The organism is Psychrilyobacter sp. (assembly GCF_049671765.1).
In the GTDB taxonomy this organism is placed as follows: Bacteria; Fusobacteriota; Fusobacteriia; order Fusobacteriales; family Fusobacteriaceae; genus Psychrilyobacter.
Genome location: NZ_JBATVM010000158.1, coordinates 1 through 21,684, shown reverse-complemented (window position 1 = coordinate 21,684; position 21,684 = coordinate 1). Strand labels below are relative to the sequence as shown.

The following is a 21,684-nucleotide window of genomic DNA, read 5'->3' as shown; positions in this document are numbered from 1 at the left end:
TATGAAAATAACAGGAGGAAGAAAATGGTGAAAATAAGTATTAATGATGTAAAAACAAAGAACAAGATCTATCAATTTAGAGTTGATATAAATGGAGCTAAACCTCCTATTTGGAGGAGAATACAGGTGGAAAAGAATATATGTTTTGGAGAATTTCATTATATTCTTCAAAATATTTTTAGTTGGGAAAACTATCACCTACATGAATTTTGCATTGATAGGAATACACTGTTAGTAGATACAACATATGAAGGTTATGAACCTTTGGATATGTCTCCGATGTTTGGGATGAAACCTATAAAAGAAATCAATGAGCATACTGTAAAATTAAATAAATATTTTAAAAAAGTAGATGATAAATTAACTTATGGATATGATTTTGGAGATGGATGGGAACATACAATAAAATTAGAAAAAATACTAGATAAAGACCAAAATCAGAACTATCCATATCTCGTAACAGGAAAAAGAGTAGCTCCATTTGAAGATTGTGGTGGTATTTGGGGATGGGAAGATATTTGTGAAGTAATGGAAGGGAAAGAAAATGATAGAAAGGAAGAAATTTTAGAATATTACCCAAAATTTGACCCAAAGGATTTCACTAAAAAAGACATAAAAGAAATTAATGAAATTTTTGAAAATTGGAATAAATAAAATAAAAAAAGGGGGGGATCAGTGAATATAAATAGTGATACAAATTTTAAGGTATATACACCGAATTATATAGCAAAAGAAATGGTAGATAAAAGTTTAGAGATATATTTTCATGGTGATTATAGTAAAATAAAATTTGATAACCTCAGGTGTGCTGATCTCTCATGTGGGACAGGGAATCTTCTCCTACCTCTACTACAAACTATCATGGAGTTATCCAAGGTAAAATTAGGTGAATATATCTATAGTAGCTCATGGATTACAGGCTATGACGTAGATGGAGAAGCCCTTATGATCTGTAAAAATAATATTTTAGAGATGCTTAAAAAATATAAAATTTCAGGGGAAAAAATAAATTTAATAGAGACTAACTCTCTCATTGAGGAGATTTACGAAACTTATGATATTGTTTTAGGAAATCCTCCATATTTTGGAGAGAAAAACAATAAAGAGATATTTAAAGATATGAGACAATATAAATTTGGAAAAGAAAATTATGAGGGTAAGATGGATTACGCCTATTTTTTTATAGCCAAGGGGATAGAGACACTAAAAGATGGAGGAGTGCTTACTTATATAACCACAAATTATTGGTTTAAGGCTGATCATGCTAAAAAAATGAGGGAAAAAATTAAAAAAAATACTACCTTTAAATATATAAATAATTATAATAAATCTGTTTTTGAAGATGCTGTAGGGCAGCATAATGTTGTTTTTACATTAAAAAAGGAAAAAATAAAAGGTAAATTAGAAGTAATAGATCATAGGGAAAAATATTTTATAGACAGTGATAAAATTTATAACTACAGGGATAAGATTATTTTAGCTAAAAATAGTGATTTGGAACGATTGGATAAGATATATAATGGGAGGACTCATTTTTTAGGAGAACTTCTAAATATAAATCAAGGAATAGTTAGTGGGCATGATAGGGCCTTTGTTTTTGATTTTTATGATAAAAAATACAGTGAATATTTAAAACCATTTTACAAGAATAAAGATATCGATCAGTATTCCTATAGATCTAACAAATATTGGATCCTTTATTTAGATTGTAAGGTGGTATTAGATAGAAAACTAACTAAACATATGAAGCCTTATAAGGAACGGCTGAGTAGGAGGAGGGAAGTTTTAAAATCCATTATCAATTGGTGGGAACTCCAGTGGGCTAGAGATGAAAAAATATTTAATGTTCCAAAGATAATTGGAAGACAAAGATCTAAGATAAATAAATTTTCATATTCAGAAGGGGAGTTCTATGGAAGTGCAGATATATATTATCTTACTCCTAAAGAAAAAGATATAAATTTATTTTATATCCTAGGGTATCTAAATTCCAAGGTTTTCCATGACTGGTTTAAATATAATGGGAAGATGAAGGGGGATAATTTAGAACTCTATGCGACCCCTCTCAAGGAAACACCTATATACTACTCTAAAGATAAAAGTGAAATAGCCTATATTGAAAAGTTGGTAAAAAAGCAGATAGATCATTATGAGGAGGAGACTCAAAAATTAATAGACGGGTATTTTTCTGATCAAAAATATGGAAAGTAAGATGCGGAATCTAGATAATAAAAATAAGAGACTTGACCATTTGGGTCAAGTCTCTTCCTATTTACTATGGGTTTTTAATAAAGATTTTTATAGATATTTATTATATCAGTTCTTTTTAAAGGAACATAGTTGTTAGCCAAAAGTCTTTGCTGTCCTGCAATGACTGCATCTGTAAATCCTTCAATTTCCTCTTCCTTCATTCCGTATTCCTTGAGTGGTTTTCTAGAAAGAAGTTTATCTAAAACATTGGATAAAGCTGCATATACATCTTCCCCAGCTGGGATATTCATGATATTAGCTAATACTTTATTAACTTCAGAAATCTTCCCATTTGGATCTTTAGCTAAGTATGTTTTAAATACTTCTGTGAAAAATTGATAGTTAGCTTCTCCATGAGGAACATGGTACACTCCTCCTAAAGGATAAGATAGTGCATGAACTGCTCCTACCCCTGCATTTCCAAATGCTATTCCGGCATAGTTACTTCCAATCATAAATTCTTCGATGATTTCTTTTCTATATTCTTCTCCATGTTCCAAAATTTTCATATATCCCTTTAAGATCATCTCAATTGCTTTTACACTAAATATTTCAGTATACATATTTGCCTTTGGAGATACGTAGGCTTCTATAGCATGTATTAAAGCGTCTATTGAGCTTGTTACGAAGAATTTATATGGTAAATTCATAAGTAATTCTGGAATGAGTACTGCACTTTCAGGGTAAAGTTCATCTACAGCTAATCCCATCTTAGTTTTTTTCGATTTTATTTCTGAGATAGAGATATTTGTTACTTCACTTCCTGTACCACAAGTTGTAGGAACAATAACTAATTCTCTTACTTTTTTAATCTCAACTGTTTTTTCAAAATAATTTAAGCAATCTTTAGTATCTTCTAATACCAATAATTTTGAGATATCAATAACAGATCCTCCACCTACTGCAATTACTCTTTTTATAACTTTTCCTCTAATAGCATCCATGATATAGTTTATAGTTTCATCTGATGGTTCTCCCATGCCGAAGCATTCAAAGAACATATTTTCAGATTCTAAATTTAAATCTTGCATATAGTTATTAAAAAGAAAATCATGAGTAAAAAGTAAGTCACCCTTTCCTATATTAAAGTCTTTAGCAAACTCTTTAAATGTATCAAACTTGTGTATCTCTGGTTGTATTTTTAAAAGTCTCATCTATTTATCCCCCTATTTCCAGATTTCTTCATCTGACGGAACTACAACATTTTCTATAAGTAAACCTATTCTAGAAACGTTAATTAAATGCTTGTAATCTAAGTTTTCTGAGATAATATTATTTCCCCAAGTTCCACAACCTAATGTGGTTGTAGGGGCAAATCCATTAAACATAGATCCTCCAGCAGTTGTTGAAGATGAAGCATTAACAACTAGTCTACTAATTGTTAATAAATTTCCAGCTAATTCAATATTTTCTATACTCTCTGAATGAATTGCTGCGGTATGTCCTCTTCCTTCAAGGTCTAAGTTTGTTTGAGCAATATTAATAGCATCCTCGATAGTATCGTATTCAAAAGCTGAAAGTACAGGACACATTTTTTCCCTACAAAGAAGATCTTCAGCACCGATTCCACCAGCTTTTAAAAGTATAACTTTAGCTTCTTTTGGAACTGCTACTCCTGCCATTTCTGCAACTGTAGCTACTGATTGTCCTACAACATTTTTATTCATATGTCCATTTTCAAACATTGTATCTCTAAACTTTTGAATATCATCAAGATTATCTATATAGTGAGCTCCGTTATTAACCATCGCATCTATAACTTTATTATAGTCTGATCTTGGAGCAATTACTGTTTGTTCTCCAGAACAAATTATACCATTATCAAATTTTCTACCAGTTATAATTTTAGATGCTGCATCATTGTAGTCAACACCTTCATCTATAATTACTTGAACATTTCCTGCTCCTACTCCAAATGAAGGTTTCCCACTTGAATAAGCAGCTTTAACCATTCCCATTCCTCCAGTTGCAAGTATTACGTCTACTTTTTCCATCAATTCACTTGTATAAGCTAGAGATGGTTCGGTGATTACTTGGATAGCATTTTTTGGACATTTAATTCCATTCTCTACCAAGGCATTGTTGATTCTAGCAACTGTTTCGGTTGTACAAGCTTTAGATCTAGGATGTGGAGCTACGATTATTGCATTACCACCTTTGACAGCGAACATTGCGTTACACATAGGTGTAACTATTGGATTTGTTGTAGGAGTAACAGCACCAACTATTCCAACTGGTTTAGCTACCATAATAAGATTTTTCTTCATATCTCTTTCTATGATTCCTACACTTTTTTTATCTTTTAAATTGTTCCATATATTTTTAGATTTGCTCTTATTTTTTCCTACTTTATCTTCATATACACCCATTCTAGTTTCATCTATAGCCATCCTTGCTAGATCTTCAGCATTATCATATACAGTTTTACCAATTGTCTTTACAATGGCATCTAACTCTTCTTGGTTGTATGTTGCTAATTCTTTTTGTGCTACCTTTGCTTTTTGAATCATGTTGTTGATGTAGTTTTTTGAATCCATATTTGTTTCCTCCTCTAAAAATAAATTACTTTTATATTTTTGTATAATTGTAAAAAAATTTAATAATTGGTAACGCTTAGAAAGCCAATAATAATATTAAGATATAATTTTTATTTCCTTTAAAATTATATTTGAAATAAAGTGTTTTGATAGTTTTTAATAAAAAAATATGGTTATTTTTTCATAGTTCCTGTTTCCAAAAACCTTGCATGCCATGAAAGAGCTTCATTTAGAATATGAGGTGTATGGCATCTATGACATACTTCACATGCTCTTTTAAAATAGTCTCTCATTTGTTCTTTAAAGTCTGGATGGACACAATTTTCAATAATTAGTTTGGCTTTTTCTTTTGGACTGAGTCCACGAAGATCAGCCACACCTTGTTCTGTAACTATAATCATTGTGTCATGTTCTGTATGGTCTACATGGGAAACCATAGGTACAATAGATGAAATTTTTCCGCATTTTGCAATAGAACTTGTACTAAAGATTGTTATATATGCATTTCTAGCAAAGTCACCAGATCCTCCAATACCATTCATTATTTTGGAGCCCATTATATGTGTAGAATTCACATTTCCGTAAATATCTACTTCGATAGCCGTATTCATTGCAATTACTCCTAATTTTCTGGCCATTTCAGGGCTGTTTGAGATCTCTAATGGTCTCAAAACGATTTTATCTTTAAAGAAATCAATGTTATCTCTAAACAGTTTAAGGCCTCTAGGTGAAGGACTAATAGAACAAGCGGATGCTTTTTTTATTTTTCCACATTGCATTAGTTCAAGCATTGCATCTTGGATAACTTCGGTATAGCAGACTAGATTTTCAAAAGATGAATCGCATAGACCTGATAGAACAGCATTGGCTACATTTCCTACACCAGACTGGAGAGGAAGTAAATTTTTAGTTAACCTTTTTAAAGCAACCTCTTTTTCTAAAAAGTTAATAATGTTTTTAGATATAGCTCTATCTACATCTGAAATAGGTGCTAAATCTCTTACATGGTCTTCAAGGTCTGAAAAGACTACAGCTGCAATTTTTTCTTTATCACACACAATGAATGGTGTCCCAATTCTATCCCCAGGATTTTTTATTGGGATATGAGTTCTCATAGGTGGATTTTCAAGCATATATATATCTGACATACCTTCTAATTCTACTGGCTGTTTAGAACTTATCTCAACGATAATTTTACTTGCATTTTTTATAAATGACGGCGAATTTCCCACTGCGCTTGTAGGAATTATATTTCCTTCCTCTGTTATAGCAATAGCTTCTACAATAGCAATATCTACTCTTGGGAGTATCCCATAGTTTAGATATTGAGATGTATGGCTAAGATGCATATCCAAATATTCTACTTTTCCACAATTTATATCATTTCTTAGTTGTTTATTAGTTTGGTAAGGAAGTCTTTTTGCAATAATTCCTGCTTCTGCCCATGCTCCATCTACTTCTGGTCCAAGGGAAGCACCAGAATAAAGTGTCAACTTCATTTTTTCTTTACTAGATTTAACCCTATCTGCAAGAGCCAAAGGGACAACTTTTGGATAACCAGAAGGAGTGAATCCACTAGTACCAATAACCATTCCATCTTTTATTAATTTACAAGCCTCCATAGGATTCATAATTTTTTCTTTTAGTTGTTCATTTCTAATTCTAGATTGCATTTATTACACCCCTTTATTAAAAAATATTTATTTAACTATTTTTGCAATATTATATGTTTTTAAAAATTAAGTTTAATTCTTATCAAAGATTTAATTATCATAAAATACAAGTTATTTAACTAAGTGTTACATAGGCAATTTGTGTAAAATAATTGTAAATAAAACCATTCCAAATAGAGCAAATGGATATGTGGCAGCGTATCCTGCAGCAGGATCGTCGGTACCAATAACATCTACAGCAACTCCAAGACCAGGAGTAGAAGTCATTCCACCACAGATTGCTCCTGAAAGCATGATCCAATTAATTTTAAATACATATTTTCCTACAAGGAAACCTGAAAACATAGAGAAAACACCTACTAAGATAGCAACTATAGAGAGATAAAATCCAGCTCCTGTTATAGAATCAATAGCAGCAAACCCATATCTTAAGCCTACAATAGATAGGAAAAATGTAAGTGCAATATCTCTGATTACGCCCAGAATTTTTTTATCCATTCTAAATGTCATAAACCCTACTTTTCCTATGTGACCTAAGAAGATAGACGCTGCTAATATTCCTCCTGTAGATCCTAGACTGAAATATCCTAGATAACCAAGATTTACTTTGATCATCCCAAGTGTGTATCCTAAAATACAGACAAATGCAAAGGCAATAAGATCAAATGTTACAGGTTCAATATATTTAATATTTATTTGTTTTTTTGCTTCTTCCATCTCATTTTGAAATTGTTTATGTTCCTCTTCCAAATCTAATCTAAATAATTTAGGAAATAGTTTCATTGCTAAGATAACAATAAGTACTCCAAATGGATAACCAATAGCATGACCTATTCCTACTCCAGATTCCGCATCAATAATAAATTCATCTGCTTGCTCTGAAGATAAAGTCAGTGTATTCTCTGGTGTAAGTGTTCCCTTAGAATTTAGTATATTTAAAAGTATTTCTTTGTTATGGTGACTAAGTGTTGGATATTCTGTAGCCCATTCTTTAGCGTGTTCTCTAGAGGTTTCAATTGCAGCAGCTAATCCAGGGGAACTGGTAAGAGCACCTGTATAAACACCTGAGACTTCGTAAGGATTTGCTTTATTACTCAAAATAGTAAGTGTATAAGTTGTTCCTGCGCCTATAAAGACAATGAGAAGTCCTAGCATAATAAATTTTGTACCATACGTTTTAAGTATGATAGCGATTTTATCTGCTGCTAAAAGCCCTACTGCTCCTACAAAAAGAATTAAAAATAAACTGAAAAATTTTTTATCGATAACGCTGACCTTGAGCATAGAATTAAATGTAGAGGTATAAGGTCCTTGTGCACTTATTGAATCATTAGCCATTTTCACAACCAACCATCCTATTGCCAACCCAGAGAAAAGAGCTCCAGAAGTTCCAATTTTTAATAATTTTCCCAAGAGTAAACCTAAAAAAATTGTTATAAACATAAGAATAAAAGGATTAGTTAACCAATGAATACTTTTGAATACAAACATAAATATCCCCCTTAAAAGTTATTTTTTTCACGTTATTTTTTTAATTTTTACTGAGACAAAATGCCTCAGTAAAATTAAAATCAAAATTAATATTTACAGTGATATCTCTCTTCCCATTTTTTTATGAGATCTCCCCTAAAATCAGGATGAGCGATATCAATGAGTACCCTACCTCTTTCTTTGGTAGTTTTTCCTTTAAGTCTGGCAATACCGTATTCAGTGACTATGCAATCCACATCATTTCTAGATGTAGTTACTACAGCTCCTTCATCTAAGACAGATACTATCCGGGATACTTTTCCTTTAGCAGCAGTAGAAGGTATGGCAATAATTGATTTACCGCCTTTACTCATAGTAGAGCCTCTTACAAAATCTACCTGTCCACCTACACCACTGATTTGTTTATACCCTATGGACTCAGAACAAACTTGACCAGTAAGATCTAGTTGTACACATGAATTAATAGAGACCATATTATCATTTCTAGCTATTATTACTGGATCATTCACATAATCTACTGGATAAAATTCAACTAAGGGATTATTATCTACATAATCGTAAAGTGCTTTAGTTCCCATTACAAAGGTAACAATCATTTTTCCTTTATGAAAATTTTTAGCTTTATTGTTTATAACACCTGATTTTACTAGTTCCAAAACACCATCAGAGATCATTTCAGAATGAATCCCCAAATCTTTTTTGTCTTTTAGAAATAGTAATGCTGCATCTGGAATAGCACCGATTCCAAGTTGAAGAGTAGAACCGTTTTCAACGAGAGAAGCGCAGTTTTTTCCAATAGCTTTTTCAATTTCTCCTATTTTAGGAGGATTTAATTCTATTAATGGTTCTGAGTGCTCCACAATATAATCTATATCTAAAATATGAATAAAGGAATCACCCATAGTTCTTGGCATATATTTATTTACTTGAGCAATGACTAGTTTTGAATTTTCTGATGCTGACTTGATATAATCAATAGATATTCCCATACTACAGTTTCCATGTTCATCTGGTAAACTTGTTTGTATTAGTGCAACATCTACTGGGAGATGACCATCCCGAAATAGCTTTGGGACTTCATGGAAATAACATGTAGTAAAATCAGCTCTTCCGTCTTGAACAGCTTTTCTAGTACTTGCTCCTGCAAATAAAGCATTATGGGTAAAATGTTTTTTCATATCATCGTTTACATATTGAGCTTTTCCCATGGCAACCATATGTACTATCTCTAGATCTTCAAACTTTTCTTTGTTTTTAACTAAAGCATCTATCAAAATTTTTGGTTCCGCACATGCATGGGCGACTACTACTCTATTTTTTGGTTTTATATTTAAAATTGCTTCATCTGGAGATACTAGTTTCTCTTTGTATAGCTCTTTCCAGTTCATCTCTTTCACTCCTTTTATTAAACATGTAATTTTTAAAAGATTTGTTAGTTTTTAGAAGAGTTACATTATTTTTTTAGCCAAAAGTTTTTTAGCCATCTCAATAAGGTCTTCTGAAACTCCAGTTTCTAAAACAACATCTTTCACTCCTATATCTTCTGAAAGAATTATTTTTTTCACAAATTCGGATGTTGTAGCATTAGCTTGGGAACAACCTATACAGCTTCCTAGTAATTTTATTTTTAAAATACCATCTTGAACTGAAATGACTCTAATGTCTCCTCCATGTTCATTGATAGATGGTCTGATTTTATTGGATATAATTTTTTCAACTTTTTGCAACATCTTAATCACCCTATTTTAAAGAGAGGCCGTAGCCTCTCTTCTATTATTTTGTAGATGCAACGTCACGTTGCTTATTCTTTAATTCCTGTAAGATCTTTAACTAGTTGTTTTTTTCCTTCAATATTACCTTGTCTAGCAATCATAACTCTTTGAGCCTGAGGAGATCCTGCTCCATGCATTGATTCAGTTCTATATCCTACTGCAGAAGCACCTAAAGTAAGGTTCTCAATAAATCTAAGTACTTTTTGACGATTTTCTACAGGGACTTTACTATTTCCAATAAAATATTTATTACAATATTCACCAACGATAGGATGTTTAAAATCTATATCTGATGGCATAGTTACCATTAATCCACCTGCAATATCTTCTGCTAATCTAGATATTTCATATGGAAATCTAGTTACATTTTGTTTACAAACATTGGCCAAAAGAAGATCTATTTGATAATTTCCTGCTTTAGTAGCAACTCCCTCAGTAGAACAAGCAAGACCACATGCATACAATGTTTCATTAAGATGTGTCATCTCAATAAGTTTATCTTTTATATGAGAAGCTCTAGTAACACCGTTATATTCTGCTGCTAATGCTGCTGCTCCAATAAGTGCATCTCCCACACCTACCTTACATCCTCCATAACTCTGTCTATGGTAACCAGCAAATCTTTCTACAAGAACTCCAGCAAATTCATTTTCTCCATTTAGATATATTCTTTCATTTGGAATGAAAACATCATTAAATACTACTAATGCTTCTTGCCCACCAAATTTGGGATTTCCTACATCTATATGTCCATCTTCTAATTTTCTAATGTCACATGATTGTCTACCATAGATCATTAATATTCCTGGAGCATCTGATGGAATAGAAAAAGAAACTGCATATTCTTTATCATTTTCTCCCATGGCCATAGTTGGCATGATTAGATGTTCGTGAGAATTTACTGCACCAGTTTGATGAGCTTTAGCTCCTCTTACTATAATTCCGTCTTCTCTTTGTTCTACTACACGAAGATAAAGATCAAGATCTGCTTGTTGATGAGGTGCTAATCCCCTATCACCTTTAGGGTCTGTCATTGCTCCATCTACTGTAAGGTCATTGTCTTGAACAAATTTCATATATTTTTTAAATCTTTCATGATAAGTTGTTCCATATTTTTCATCTATTTCAAAAGTTGTACTAAAGATAGAATTAAAAGCATCCATTCCTACACATCTTTGGAAACACGAAGCTGTTTTTTGTCCCAAAAGTCTTTGCATCTTAACTTTGTTTTTAAGATCTTCAGTACTTTGATGAAGATGACAGAAACGATTTACTCTCTCTCCTGTAATATTTGAAACAGCAGTCATAACGTTTTCATATTCCTTTTGCTGTGCCAAATCATAAGTAGCTGCCACTGAATTGATAGACGGTCTAATCATAGGATGATTTGTGAAATCCTCAACCAATTCTCCCATCAAATAAACTTTTGTTTTCATTTTTTTTAAACTTTGAATATACTCTTCACCTGTCATTAATGCCATTTTTAAACCCCTCCTAATAAAATTAGTGCTATTATAAAAAAATTAATGTGTTATCTTTTAAGTTAATATTAATTAATTTTAACTAATATTTTGTGAAGTTTTTATCTTTCCTTAGTAATGGTTTACTACATAAAATTTAAAATATCAAACTTTTTTATAAAAAAAATTAATTTTTTTTTACTGTCTAAGAATTTGAACCATAAATAGATCAATAAAATACTATTAATTTAGTCTATAAACATAGAATTTTGAGATGAAATGTATGAAACAAATTAGAAATTATAAACCCTTGAATTATATTTATTTGGATACAAAGTTATGTTGCTTTTTATTTTTCTCTTCCATGAGTATAAGTTGGAAGGATCATTGGTGAAAATTGGCTACTTTCTATGCCTTTATTTTCTAATTCTTCATGATATTTTCTTACATGATCAAATGTTAAATCTTTTATTTTTACATCTTTAAAATTTTCCCCAGCATGAATACCAGCTCTTCTACCAAAAACAATTATATCTAACAATGAATTTCCCATAAGTCTATTGGTTCCATGGATACCTCCAGCACATTCACCGACTACATATAAATCTTTAATTTTGGTCTGACCGTTTTTATCTATCAATAATCCACCATTTTGATAATGAAGGGTTGGATAGACTAATATTGGTTTTTTTCTCATATCTAAACCAAATTTAAGATACATTCTCATCATTGCAGGTAGTTTTTTTTCAATTGTCCCTTCCCCATGAATCATCTCAATAAGAGGAGTATCTAGCCATACACCATATCCACCAGTAGGAGTAGGGACTCCATTTCCTTTTATATTACATTCTCTAATGATTGCAGAAGCTTCTACATCTCTTGTTTCTAGATGATAGACAAATTGTTCCCCATGGATATTTAAGGGAGTAGCTCCTAAACTACGAACTTTTTCTGTAACTAGTGCCCCAAAAATTTGAGATGGATAAGCTACACCGGTAGGATGATATTGTATAGTATCCGCAAAAGCAAGTTCTGCTCCGACTCTATACCCCATAACCAATCCATCAGCAGTAGCACCATAGTGATTGGATGTAGGGAACCCTTGGTAGTGAAGTCTTCCTGCTCCTCCTGTTGCCATTATTACAGTTTTGGCTCTGACCACAAAATTTCTTTTAGTCTCAAGGTCACAGATAATGGCTCCTGAAGCTTTTCCATCTGTATCAAGAAGGAGTTCAATAACTGGAGAAAATTCTAGGACTTCTATCTCTTTATTTTTAACTTCATCTCTCATAACACGCATTATTTCAGCACCACTATAGTCCGCTGCCGAATGCATCCTCTTTCTAGAGGTCCCTCCACCGTGATTTGTAATCATAGTTCCATCTTTTTCTTTGTCAAACATTACACCTAGATCGTTTAGCCACTTGATTGCAGCAGGAGCGTCCTTTACCAAAGTACTTGCAAGTTCAGGGACATTGGTATAGTGACCTCCCCCCATTACATCCAAATAATGCTTTTCAGGAGAATCGTCGGGTTTATCTGCCGCCTGAATACCACCTTCAGCCATCATAGTATTAGCATCACCAAAACGTAGTTTAGTCGTGATTAATACTTTAGCACCTCTTTTATGAGCTTCTAATGCAGCAGCAGCTCCTGCGCCACCCCCACCTATGATTAGAATATCTACGTCATAATCTATTTTGTCTAAATTTATTTCAAATTTTTCTAGCTTACTTTTTCCCTCTAAGAGAACACCTAATTCGTTAGGAACCCTCTTTCCTTTACTTACACCATGCTTCAAGTACATAAAGCCTTTATCACTATAATCTGGATGATTTTCATTTAAAACCTCTATTTTATTATCTGGAGACATTCTGGGAAAATTTACTCCAATTCTTTGGGAACGTGTCTCCTCTACTTTTTTAGATAATTCCCTCATCTCTGTTGTGTACATTAAATACCTCCCCTACGAATATTAGTTTTATATTTTTCTTTATTTTTAAAAAGTTTTTGATAACAGAAATTATAATCTATTTACTGATATCTCTGGAATTATATAAAGTTTTTAATTCATCAACATTTTTATTCATCATTTCGTCTAAAGAATCATCATGGGTCCCAGCTACTATCTCTGCTACTTTGTTTTCTAGATGTTCTGTTTTAGGAGTAAGGTACTTACCAGTAAGACGTCGTGCTAAAAGAGCTACATTGTAATGAGTTATCCCTGCAGGGCATCTAGATGCACATATTCCACATGAGACACAGTCAAAAGATTCGTGTGCACATTTTTCAAATTCACCCCTTTGAGCATGGGCAATATACTGCATAACATTTAAATCTTGAGGACAGCCGTTTGTGCATGAATTACACCCTATACACTTATAAATTTCAGGATAAAATTCTGCCATGGTCTCCACAGTAGGTTCAATTTTTTCTATATCATATAGTGGTTTTTCTCCTGGAAAAAACGGTAGTTGTGTAAAATACATCCCATCTTCAACCTTTGTTTGGCATGCAAGGGCTATTTTTAATTCTTTATCACCTTTAACTCTATAGATAGTAGAACAAGCACCACAAAATCCAGATCTACATCCGCAACCTTTAGTTAATTGATACCCTGCATACTCCATAGAATCCATTATTGTTAGAGTAGAAGGTACTGTGTATTTTTTACCAAATATATATACATCGATCATTTTATTTTCAGACATCTATGCCTCCCTTGCCGTTTATTATTTAATATTCATTTGGAAGTTCCATGATTTCGTCACATCTAAACACAGGGCCATCTTTACACACATATTTATCCCCAATATTACAACGTCCGCATTTTCCAATTCCACATTTCATCTTCAATTCTAAAGTAGTATAAACTTGTTCTTTTTTAAACCCCATCTCCTCCAGTGCCTGAAGGGTATACTTTATCATGATAGGAGGTCCACAGACCAAGGCAATTTTGTTGCTATCAAAATTTAATGATTTAACATAGTTCGGTACAAAACCTACATGTCCATTCCAATTTTGAGAGTGGTTATCTACTGTTAGGTGTACTTTAGTTTCTTTTTCTTTGGGCCAGACATCAAAGATGTCTTTTGAATGTACCAAATCTTCAGGTGTACGAGCACCATAAACAATATCTACTTTACCAAAATTGTCTCTGCTATCCATGACATAATTAATTACAGACCGTAGAGGTGCTAGACCTATTCCCCCTCCTATAAAAACTAGATCTTTATTTTTTAGATCTTCTATAGGAAAATTATTTCCATAGGGACCCCTTACGCCGATTTCAGAACCTGGTTCAAGCTCATGTAAATAATCTGTCACAGTCCCACATTTTTTTATACTACACTCGATAAATTCTTTTTGTGTAGGAGAAGAGGTTATTGAAAAAATAGCTTCTCCTATTGGTGGAATAGAGACCATAGCACATTGTCCAGGTAAAAATTCAAAGGGTTTTTTCCCAAAACTATCAACTATTTTAAAAGTAGTAACATCATGTGTATCTACTCTGATCTCTTTTATAACAGCTATTTGAGGGATCAACGGATCATGATCATGACAACTACAGCTCATTATTTTCACCACCTAATTTTTTTATTATCTTTACAATATCTATATGTACGGGGCATTTGTCTACACATCTTCCACAGCCTACACATGAATACTCTCCCTGATGATTTTTAGGGTAATAGACAAGTTTATGCATAAACCTTTGTCTTAGTCTTTGCATCTGAGTAGTTCTAGGATTTCCATGGGCCATCAATGTAAAATCTGATGACATGCATGAGTCCCAACAACGAAATTTTTCCCCTTGATCGTTTCCTTTATAATCACAAAGATCATAACAATGGCATGTAGGACAGAGATACGAGCAAGCTCCACAGGCAAGACATCTTTCACTAAATTCATTCCATATGTCTTCCCTATCAAATATTTCTTGTTGAGTCCCTTTTATCTTAGAAAGATTTAGCTTATTAAATGGAAGGTCATCTAATTTTTCTTGGATATTATTTTTTTCATTCTCTAAATTTTTAACATCTTTTTCATCTATTTCTATAAAAAATTCTTTTGTAGTTTCCATTAAATTTTGGCCTTTTTTACTTTGTGGTTTCCAAATATAAAAGTTTCCTATATCCCATGCAGCTATATCTGCACCTTTAGGAGCGGATGCAGCATCTGTTCCAAAAGAACTACAAAAACAAGTTTCTTCAGGATTAGTACAAGCAAGGGAGATAATAGTTCCCCTATCTCTATGTTCTTTATAATAGGTATCGATGGGGTCTCTTAAAAATATATTATCTAGGAGTTTAAAACTCTTTACATCACAAGCTCTTACACCGAAGATAACATATTCATCTCCTTTGGCTTTTACAGCTTTAAGACTTAATCTATTATTTTGATTTTTAAATTTCAAATAAGTTTCTGTCTGAGGGAAAACAAGGTGCTTAGGTGAAGTATTAGTTCTTACTTTATTTAAATTAACCTTTTCATCCTCCTTCCAAAGGGAAAAATTAAGCGTTTTACTTTTTTCAATAGGAAGAAATAAATCAAAATCATCACTGATTTTTTGCCATAATTCAGGCAATTTAGTCTTTAAAATCTTTTTCATTATTTTCCCCCTTTTTTTGAAAATGTATCTGTGTCTTCTAGTTTAAATGTAACTAGTGGTGCTGGAGTTGTAGAATCCATACCGGCATTAAATTCACCGTAAACCTCACTTATATCTTTTATTATTTTTCGATTTAGTAGATTAAGAGGGATTCCAGCAGGACAGACTCTGGCACATTCTCCACAATCTACACAACGACCTGCCACATGATAAGCTCTAACAATATGAAAAAATGTATCTTCTCCCTCTGTTTTTGCTTTTCCAGAGATATCCGCCTCTTCATTATCAAATACACACTTTACACAATTACAGGCAGGACAGATATCACGACATGCATTACATCTGATACACCTTTGAAATTCACCTTTCCAAAAATCATAACGCTCATCTGGAGTCATAGCTTCAAGCTCTTCTACACCCTTAAATCTATCTTCTATATTTTCATTTCTTTTTATTTTATCCCCTAAAAGGTGGTCATAAACCACAGGATTTGGAGAGATACATGTTATACATTTATCGTATTTTACCTCATCTCCTAAAACGTTTTTACTCATATTCTTACTTTTTATAGTAAAACCATTTTCAGACTTTTTTACTTCTTTAACTCTCTCATTTAACATTATTTTTTTTACTTTTTCAGGATCAACCATCCCTTCACAAGGAATACCGTAAAGAACTACATTTTCCCTGCTTATTCTATTATCTTTTAGAAGTTGGTTAAAAGAAGTTGAATCACAACCTTTAATAAAAATTCCGATTTTATCATGCTTTGTAAGCTCCTTTATAAGAAATTTACTCAGATTGTTTATGCAAAATAAATCCCATATCAAAGTGTCAACATCTTCTGGTTGAGTTATAAATACTGGATATGAATCAGACCATAGATCTCCTTTTTTCCATCCAAAAATTTTTTCTACCTCTTTATTTATAAGATCCTCTTTTGCAATGGCTCTTATCTTTTTAGTTATATTTTCCATCTGGCATCCCTCAACTTTTTATTTGGCCCAAGTTTATAAACATCTACCAATATATCATTCATCACAGTTGCAAATTTATTACCTTCTGCTGCCGAGATCCAATCGACTTTAAGACGTTCTTTTTCTATTCCTATATATTCAGTTAAATTTGTTATAAGTGAAAATCGACGCCTTGTGTGATAGTTTCCCGTAGAATAGTGGCAATCTCCTGGATGGCAACCGGCTATGACTACACCATCAGCACCATTTTGAAATGCTCTTAGTACAAAATTTATATTTACCCTGCAAGAGCATGGAACACGTATGATTTTCACATTAGCAGGATATTTCAATCTGCTTGTTCCAGCCAAATCAGCACCAGCATAGCTACACCAATTACAGCAAAATGCAACGATTAACGGTTTGAATTCTTCATTTTTATTGCTTACATTAGTATCAGTGTTTAATGACATATCGCATCCACCTCCGCTAAGATTTGTTTATTTGTAAATCCTTTGAGATCTATTGCACCAGGCCGACAAGTAACTGTGCATCCTCCACATCCATGACAGAGAGCTTCATTTACATTGGCCACTACTTTTTTTATTTTTTGTCCATGATCATCAATCACTACATTTTTAAATGCGATTGCGTCATATGGGCACATTTCTACACATGCAAGGCACCCACTACAAATAGATTCATCCACTGCTGATACACATGGATTATTTACAAGTTTAGATTTATTTAAAAGACCAATAACTTTTGCAGCAGCAGCACTTGATTGAGCTACAGTTTCAGGGATATCTTTAGGTCCTTGACAGGCTCCTGCAAGATATATTCCTGCTGAAGCGGTTTCTACAGGACGTAGTTTTGGATGAGCTTCTGTAAAAAAGTTATTAATATCGGTACTGATATTAAGTTTTCTTTTAAGGTCTACAGCGTCGTTTTTAGCTTTTGTAGCAGCGGCCAATACCACCATATCTGCATCTATTACAAGAGTTTGACCGCTCATGGTATCTACCCCATGGACCATAAGTTTTTTACCTTCTGGGAAAATTTTTCCAACCATCCCCTTAATATATTGAACTCCATATTGTTCTACTGCTCTTCTTTGAAATTCATCAAAATTCTTTCCAGGGGTACGTACATCTATATAAAATACATATGCCTCTATATCGGGATATTTCTCTTTAATTAACATAGAATGTTTAGCAGTATACATACAACAAATTTTAGAACAGTATGATTTTCCCCTTTCGGTTTTGTCTCTAGAACCAACACATTGTATAAATACTACTTTTTTTGGTCTTTCTCCGTCTGATGGACGTACAAATTTTCCGTTTGTTGGTCCAGCAGCATTGGTAATCCTTTCAAACTCAAGAGATGTAACAACATCTGGATGATCATATTGATACTCTCCAAATTTATTTAAATCAATTATATCGTAGCCACTAGCTACTACTATGGCACCATATTCTTCACTTATTATTTCGTCTTTATCATCAAATTTAATAGCTCCAGAGGGACATAATTTTTCACATAAACCACACTTTCCTGTTTTTAATTTAATGCATTCCTCTGTATCGATAACTGGTACATTAGGGACAGCTTGAGCAAATGGAATATAGATTGCGCCTCTATTTTTAAGACCTACTTCAAATTCGCTTTTAGCTTTTTTAGAAGGACATTTATCAGTACATATTCTACAACCAGTGCATTTATCCATATCAACATAACGGGCTTTTTTCTTTATCTGCACATTGAAATTACCTACATAACCACTAATTTTTTCAACTTCACTATAGGTATGGAGAGTTATGTTCGGATGTTTTGCAGCATCTACCATTTTTGGTGTTAAAATACATGCTGAACAATCTAATGTAGGAAACGTTTTATCTAGCTGTGCCATCTTTCCACCGATACTAGGTGTTTTCTCTATTATATCTACCTTATATCCCGCATCTGCAATATCCAATGCAGATTGAATACCAGCTATCCCTCCTCCAATTATTAGAGCTTTTTTTACTACGTCTATCTCTCCAGGGACTAGTTCAGTATTCAAAGTAGCTTTAGCCACTGCAGCTCTTGTAAGAGCTATAGCTTTTTCAGTTCCAGCTTTTTTATCTTTATGTACCCATGAGCACTGCTCCCTTATATTAGCAATCTCAACTAAATATGGATTTATTCCGGCTTCTTCTGCAGCCCTACGGAATGTACTCTCGTGCATCCTAGGAGAACATGCTGCAATTACAACTCGATCTAAGTTATATTTGTCTATTGTGTCCTTCATCATATTTTGCCCAATCTCAGAACACATATACTGATAATCTGCAGCGTATGCAACTCCTGCCATTTTTTTTGCCTCTTCTACAACCTGTTTAACATCCACAGTAGCAGCTATATTTGAACCGCACCAGCATACAAAAACTCCAATTTTTCGCAACTTTATACCTCCTTGCAAGATAATAATTATATCTATTTACTGTATTTACGAAGTGCACTTACAATAGCCTGTTGTGGCATTTTTTCGTCTGTCATTAATTGACTTATATTTTCAACTTTTAATCTATCATTTCCTTTTCGTCTCAAACTAATAAGACGTATAGCTTCCATAAGTTTAGCTAAATCGACTCCCCTTGGACAACGGGATGCACAGGTAAAACACGATGCACAGTTCCAAATTGTTTTACTTTGAATTACTTTATCAAAGTGTCCTAATTGAAGGTGTCTTAATATTTGATGAGGAAGTATATCCATTTCTGCAACGGCTGGACAGCCTGCTGTACATTTCCCACATTGCATGCAATCATTGACCATCTCATTACTTATTTTTTTTATTTGTAGGATATCTTCTTCATATTTATCGGGATTATGTATTGTTTGAACCATTTTTCCACCTCCTAATAAAATAATTATTTTAAATTTAATGCTTCAGCCAAAAGTTCTGTAAAATAAACAACAGATAGATTATTGGCCTTAGCTTCCTGACTTTTCTCTAAATTATATTTACATAGAGGACATGCAGTTACGATCTCTTGGATTTCATTTTCTACAGCAGACCTAATAATATTATTTGTCATCTTTTCTGTTGCAGATTTATTTTCGATTACCAAATATCCACCGCAACATTCTGTTCTATAGGGATATTTAATAGACTTTCCTCCTAGTGCATCTATAAAATTTTCAATGATAATAGGATTTTCTGAATCATCAAAGTTCATATCTTTTTCTGGTCTGAGAAGAAGACAACCATAGTAAGCTCCTATTTTACGGCCATTGAGAGATGTTTTTACTTTTTCAGATAGTTTATCAAATCCATAATCATCTCTTAACATCTCTAAAAAATGAATGACCTCTCCATCTCCATTGTAGTTATTTTCAAGTTGGAGATAGTTATTGACCTTGTCTCTAACTTCTACTTTTTCTTTCATATCTTTATTTACTCTTTTAATAACGTGGTGGCAAGCAGAGCAAAGAGTCACTAATTTTTCCCCTTTATCATTTGCTGCTGCTAGACTTCTAACAGAGGATAATTTTGTAACAATCTCATCTTCTCCCATGGGGTATACAGCACCACAGCATTGCCAGTCTTTTAATTCTGTCATTTCAATTCCTAATTCTGTGGCTGAATCTAGAGCAAACTTTTCAAGTTCCTGTGCTTTTGTTTTTAAGGTACATCCCGGATAATAGCTATACTTCATTTTTTTTAATCTGTACTTCAAAGATATTAAAAGTACAGACCTTCACCCCCTTTTTACTTTCAAGTATAATATTGTTATTTTTTTAACAAAGTTTGTTGTAAAAAAAATTGATATAATATCAATTTAAATTTTAGATAAAGTTTATATGAACATATGATAACTCTCAAATATGAGAATAAGTTATAAAAAATACTATAAAAACAAATCTAATAAGATATATAACTCAAAAATAACTAAAAATCAAATAAAAATTAAAAAATTAATTAATTATTTAATAAGTGTATAAAAAAATGAACTAAATGTACTATGTGATATTATTAATTTGTTTTATATATGTTTTTGCTTAGATCAAATAATAATACAATGATTGAAATTTTAATATACTTAGTAGGATTTTTATTTAAATAATATAGGTGAAATAGTATACTATAATCTATAGGTGGGAAAGGTTTTTAGAAAAAATCGTATTGACGATAGAAAAATATGGTATTTCTATCTATAATTATTTTATGATTTCTACCTTTTTTTAAATAAAAGTTGTTATTTTGTAATTTTAATTATAAAATGTTCAATAGAAACATAAAGGAGGGCACCGTTTTGAAAAAAAAAGCTTCAGAATTAGCGTTGGAATATATAGAAAATAAAATTTTTACAAGGGAATGGACTTCTGGAAATAAAATAAGCTCTGAAAAGATATTGGAAGAGGAGATCGGGGTAAGTCGTTCCTCGATTAGATCTGCTGTGGAAAAACTAGTAGCTCTAAATATACTAGAAAAAAAACCAGGAGATGGAACATATGTTAATAAGATCAATAGTGAAACTCTTTTAAATACATTTTTACCTCTTATTGCCTTCAGTGAAACTTCATACTTTGAAATTTTACAGTGCAGAATGCAATTAGATATTTTATCAATTGATCTTTTTATAGATAATATGACTCCTGAAGCAATAGTGCGTTTAGAGCAGTTACACCTAGATATGATCGATTCTATTGATGATAGAGAAAGATTTATTGATTTAGATATTGAATTCCATAAAACTATTGCAAAAGGAAGCGGTAACAACACCCTTCATCTTATAAGTAATATTCTTTTTTCTATTTTAAAAGAGTTTTCTAAGGATCAATATTCCTCTATTCCTCTCAAAGAAAAATGTCTGCATCATGAAAAACTATTCAAAGCCATTAAAAGTAAAAATAAAAAACTAGCTATAGCTTATGAAGAATCTAG

General features: G+C 32.4%; 19 protein-coding genes. 3 read left to right on the top strand and 16 right to left on the bottom strand.

The genetic code is table 11. From position 1 onward, the window contains the following. The first annotated feature begins 24 nt into the window (after nt 1-24). The gene (locus WBG30_RS07565) at nt 25-654 is read left to right on the top strand and encodes a plasmid pRiA4b ORF-3 family protein (RefSeq protein WP_424504034.1); all 630 of its coding nucleotides are present in this window, start codon (nt 25-27) and stop codon (nt 652-654) included. A 21-nt stretch (nt 655-675) separates the two neighbouring features. Then, nucleotides 676-2,211 (top strand): Eco57I restriction-modification methylase domain-containing protein, encoded by a 1,536-nt coding sequence (locus WBG30_RS07560; RefSeq protein ID WP_424504033.1) that lies wholly within the window; start codon nt 676-678, stop codon nt 2,209-2,211. Between the two features lie 74 nt (nt 2,212-2,285). Here the strand turns inward: WBG30_RS07560 and WBG30_RS07555 are convergent, their stop codons facing one another. From WBG30_RS07555 to WBG30_RS07480, 16 genes are all read right to left on the bottom strand, one after another. Further along, the gene (locus tag WBG30_RS07555; protein ID WP_424504032.1) at nt 2,286-3,404 is read right to left on the bottom strand and encodes a 4-hydroxybutyrate dehydrogenase; all 1,119 of its coding nucleotides are present in this window, start codon (nt 3,402-3,404) and stop codon (nt 2,286-2,288) included. A gap of 12 nt (nt 3,405-3,416) precedes the next feature. Then, complete coding sequence (locus tag WBG30_RS07550) at nt 3,417-4,787, bottom strand: aldehyde dehydrogenase family protein (protein WP_424504031.1); 1,371 nt, start codon at nt 4,785-4,787, stop codon at nt 3,417-3,419. 173 nt (nt 4,788-4,960) lie between these two features. Continuing rightward, a complete protein-coding gene (locus tag WBG30_RS07545) occupies nt 4,961-6,460 on the bottom strand; it encodes an acetyl-CoA hydrolase/transferase family protein (protein WP_424504030.1) in 1,500 nt (499 codons plus the stop codon). Nucleotides 6,461-6,586: 126 nt separating this feature from the next. After that, entirely contained in the window at nt 6,587-7,951 is a 1,365-nt protein-coding gene (locus WBG30_RS07540) for a hypothetical protein (protein ID WP_424504029.1), read from the bottom strand. 86 nt (nt 7,952-8,037) lie between these two features. Then, nucleotides 8,038-9,339: an acetyl-CoA hydrolase/transferase family protein gene (locus tag WBG30_RS07535; RefSeq protein ID WP_424504028.1), complete on the bottom strand. Its 1,302-nt coding sequence runs from the start codon at nt 9,337-9,339 to the stop codon at nt 8,038-8,040. Nucleotides 9,340-9,399: 60 nt separating this feature from the next. Continuing rightward, complete coding sequence (locus WBG30_RS07530) at nt 9,400-9,681, bottom strand: NifU family protein (RefSeq protein WP_424504027.1); 282 nt, start codon at nt 9,679-9,681, stop codon at nt 9,400-9,402. Nucleotides 9,682-9,752: 71 nt separating this feature from the next. Further along, nucleotides 9,753-11,204 (bottom strand): 4-hydroxyphenylacetate 3-hydroxylase family protein, encoded by a 1,452-nt coding sequence (locus tag WBG30_RS07525; protein ID WP_424504026.1) that lies wholly within the window; start codon nt 11,202-11,204, stop codon nt 9,753-9,755. 328 nt (nt 11,205-11,532) lie between these two features. After that, nucleotides 11,533-13,137, bottom strand: coding sequence for an FAD-dependent oxidoreductase (locus WBG30_RS07520; protein WP_424504025.1), 1,605 nt, complete (start codon nt 13,135-13,137; stop codon nt 11,533-11,535). Between the two features lie 76 nt (nt 13,138-13,213). After that, nucleotides 13,214-13,894, bottom strand: coding sequence for a 4Fe-4S dicluster domain-containing protein (locus WBG30_RS07515; RefSeq protein ID WP_424504024.1), 681 nt, complete (start codon nt 13,892-13,894; stop codon nt 13,214-13,216). 25 nt (nt 13,895-13,919) lie between these two features. After that, nucleotides 13,920-14,759 carry an FAD/NAD(P)-binding protein gene (locus WBG30_RS07510; RefSeq protein WP_424504023.1) on the bottom strand — a complete coding sequence of 280 codons (840 nt, stop codon included), beginning with the start codon at nt 14,757-14,759 and terminating at the stop codon, nt 13,920-13,922. Next, nucleotides 14,749-15,795, bottom strand: a complete 1,047-nt coding sequence (locus tag WBG30_RS07505) for a 4Fe-4S dicluster domain-containing protein (RefSeq protein ID WP_424504022.1) — start codon at nt 15,793-15,795, stop codon at nt 14,749-14,751. The genes WBG30_RS07510 and WBG30_RS07505 overlap by 11 nt, the downstream gene beginning before the upstream one ends. Further along, entirely contained in the window at nt 15,795-16,772 is a 978-nt protein-coding gene (locus WBG30_RS07500) for a 4Fe-4S dicluster domain-containing protein (RefSeq protein WP_424504021.1), read from the bottom strand. Before WBG30_RS07500 ends, WBG30_RS07505 begins: the two co-directional genes overlap by 1 nt. Beyond that, a complete protein-coding gene (locus tag WBG30_RS07495; RefSeq protein ID WP_424504020.1) occupies nt 16,760-17,224 on the bottom strand; it encodes a hydrogenase iron-sulfur subunit in 465 nt (154 codons plus the stop codon). The genes WBG30_RS07500 and WBG30_RS07495 overlap by 13 nt, the downstream gene beginning before the upstream one ends. Continuing rightward, on the bottom strand, nt 17,215-19,197 hold the full coding sequence (locus WBG30_RS07490) for a 4Fe-4S binding protein (protein WP_424504019.1): 1,983 nt from the start codon (nt 19,195-19,197) through the stop codon (nt 17,215-17,217). Before WBG30_RS07490 ends, WBG30_RS07495 begins: the two co-directional genes overlap by 10 nt. A gap of 32 nt (nt 19,198-19,229) precedes the next feature. Continuing rightward, nucleotides 19,230-19,643 (bottom strand): 4Fe-4S dicluster domain-containing protein, encoded by a 414-nt coding sequence (locus WBG30_RS07485; protein WP_424504018.1) that lies wholly within the window; start codon nt 19,641-19,643, stop codon nt 19,230-19,232. A gap of 23 nt (nt 19,644-19,666) precedes the next feature. Then, nucleotides 19,667-20,476 carry a CoB--CoM heterodisulfide reductase iron-sulfur subunit B family protein gene (locus WBG30_RS07480; protein WP_424504017.1) on the bottom strand — a complete coding sequence of 270 codons (810 nt, stop codon included), beginning with the start codon at nt 20,474-20,476 and terminating at the stop codon, nt 19,667-19,669. Between the two features lie 576 nt (nt 20,477-21,052). Between WBG30_RS07480 and WBG30_RS07475 the strand changes: the two genes are divergently transcribed. After that, nucleotides 21,053-21,684 (top strand): FadR/GntR family transcriptional regulator (locus WBG30_RS07475; protein WP_424504016.1); only part of this gene is annotated, 632 nt, incomplete at its 3' end.